The sequence below is a fragment of the Pseudomonas sp. genome (assembly GCF_037994325.1).
In the GTDB taxonomy this organism is placed as follows: Bacteria; Pseudomonadota; Gammaproteobacteria; order Pseudomonadales; family Pseudomonadaceae; genus Aquipseudomonas.
Genome location: NZ_JBBNAH010000579.1, coordinates 1 through 2,553 on the forward strand (window position 1 = coordinate 1; position 2,553 = coordinate 2,553).

2 protein-coding genes and 1 pseudogene are annotated in these 2,553 nt (G+C 60.2%); all 3 read right to left on the minus strand.

Features of this window, described 5'->3' with window-relative positions; translation table 11 throughout:
- Positions 1-1,663 (minus strand): acetyl-CoA hydrolase/transferase C-terminal domain-containing protein (locus AAAB16_RS19425; protein WP_340664809.1); only part of this gene is annotated, 1,663 nt, incomplete at its 3' end.
- Between the two features lie 192 nt (positions 1,664-1,855).
- The gene (locus AAAB16_RS19430) at positions 1,856-2,284 is read right to left on the minus strand and encodes a c-type cytochrome (protein ID WP_340664810.1); all 429 of its coding nucleotides are present in this window, start codon (positions 2,282-2,284) and stop codon (positions 1,856-1,858) included.
- Positions 2,285-2,473: 189 nt separating this feature from the next.
- Positions 2,474-2,553, minus strand: a pseudogene (locus AAAB16_RS19435) (XRE family transcriptional regulator); the annotation flags it as partial.

Below are 2,553 nucleotides of genomic sequence, written 5' to 3' on the forward strand. Positions count from 1 at the left end.
TCACAATGTCGCGCAGGTGGCGGGGAATGGTGGTGTGGGCGTACTGCCAACGGATATTGGAGCTGACCTCGCCATCGGCCTCACGCCAACTGCGCAACATCAGGATGGCGCGAGCGTCGTCCAGCTCCTGAGCCTGGGCAAAGAAATCATATTGGCCGCCAACGCCACTGATCACCCGGCCATCTTCCAATTGGTCCGCCGCACTGGCGCCGAGCAAGGTGATGCAGAACGCGCTGTTAATAAAACGGGCCTGGCGACGCTGCAAGCGCTTGAGGTCTTCCTGACCGTACAGACGATTGATATAGCCGATGCCGGTCATGCCAATGTGCGAGCGGCGCTCGTCGCTTAGCTGGTGCAGGCGACGGTAGAACGCTTGCGGGCCGAGGAAAAAACCGCCGTGGATAAAGATGCCGCTGGTTGCCGCTTGCAGGTAGGGTTGCAGCGCAGCGACGCAGGCGGGGTTATGCAGGTCGGCCACGATCATCTGGCCGTTGGCAAAACGTAGGTTTTGTTCTTCGACGCTTACACCGTCAGCCAGTAGGCCTTGGCGCTGTAGCCAGGCCACAAGGGGCTGATCGAAAGCGAGATCGGGTTGCGCGTCTCGCCATGCCGCCAGGTCCAACTGACCCAGCTCATCTACCACGCCGCTGTTGGCCAACTGTTGCAGGCGCTCGTCGGGGAATACCGGGCGCCGCACAATGCCGGCATCAAACAGCGCCACCAGCCCCGGCACGAGCATTTCGCTGCAGCCGTACAGGCCCTTGGCAAAAGGTTGCAGCCCGCCGCCATGCTCAATCAGCTCAGCCCAACGGGGTGCATTCAGGTCGGCCAGCAGCGCCTGGTAGCCCGGGTTGTCGCCCTGGCGATTAAGCAGCGCGGCCGTCACCGCATCGCCCATCGAACCGATGCCAATCTGCAAGGTGCCACCATCGCGCACCAAGGTGCTGGCGTATAAACCGATGGCGTGGTCGGCAACGCCCACCGGCATATTTGGCGTAGAGAACAAGGTGCTTGGCTCGCCGGCCTCGACCAACAGATCGAAATCATCCCGCAGGCGCTCGGCGTCGCCCGGCATATAGGGCAGATCAGCATGCAGCTGGCCAACGCACAGTATGGTTTCACCTGCCTGCTTGCGCGCTTGCAGCAACGGCAGCAGGTCCAGGGTGATATCGGTGTTACAGCTCAGGCTGACGTGCTCGGGCCGGTGGATATCGGTCGCCAACAACTGCGCCACCACATTGATGCCCTTGCGATTCAGGTCGCGCGCCACCTGGCTGTAGTTAAGGCTGACGTAGTCCTGCTGCGCCTTGGGGTTGTGCAGTTGGCTGCCAGGTTGAAGATAAAACTCCTGCAACTGCACGTTGGCCGGCAGCTCGCCGCGGCGCTGGTCGTGCAGGTAATCGAGCTCCGGGTAGTTACCGAATACGCGCTCAAGAAACGGCGCCATCAGGCGTTGCTCCAGATCGCTGCTGGCATGGGGCCGACCAAGGGAAAGCGCGGTGTAGATGGTTAACGAACGCTGGGGCTGCGCCTTGATGCGCTGGTACAGGGCGTTGACCAAGCGATTGGGCTTACCCAGGCCCAGAGGTAAGCCAAGGTGAATAGGCCCGTCGATACGCTGCAAAATCTGCTCGACGGCATAATCCAGGGAGCTAAGGGCCAAGGGTCAATCTCCATAAGACGGCTCATGGAGTGTGACTGCAAAATCGCCGAAATGACGCCCCACATCGATAAAAACGTGCGTCGTGCGAAGCGCACCATGGCGCCCCCCCAAACCGCTGGGTGCACTCACCCTACGGTCGCGGAGCGCCCACAAAAAAACCGCCCTAAGGCGGTTTTTTCAAAACATCGCGGCTTATTTCAGGCCGGACATTTTCTGGATGGTGGCTTTCAGCTCATCATCGCTGCAATCAGCACAGGTGCCTTTTGGCGGCATGCTGTTGATACCAGTGATGGCTTTGGCCAGCAGGCCGTCGAGGCCACCTTGGTGGTCGGCGCGCTCTTTCCAGGCAGCGCTGTCACCAATTTTCGGAGCACCCAGTACACCGGCGGTGTGGCAGGCGCCACAGTGCGCAGCAATGATGTCATCCGGAGTTTTCGCACCGCCGCCAGCAGCGGCAGCAACGGTTTCGATACCTTTGCACTCTTCGCCCTGGATGCACACTTCGCCTACTGGCTTCAGTCTTGCTGCGATATCGTCATTGGTCGTAGCAGCCTGAGCGCTGACCGCCCAGAGGGCCAACACAGCGACATGCGCCGCCAGCATTTTCTTAATTAGGTTCACGCTTACACCCTCTATCGTGGCTAGTCACGCTCGCGGCCACGGTTGCGCGAGCGGGCGACAGTATACCGATTAGGCCATCGTGCCGGAACACGGCATCCTGTCGCAGGTCTTTGTAATGAAACATTGCCGCCCAATGGGCGAGGACTTTCTAGTTTTTATGGGGATGGGCGTTGCAGCCCAACCCAAGACTCAGAAATTGGCGGGAGTCGTCGCGCTGATCAGCCGCGCCGGTTCACCAAAGGGATTACGAAAACGGTGCGGCTTACTGC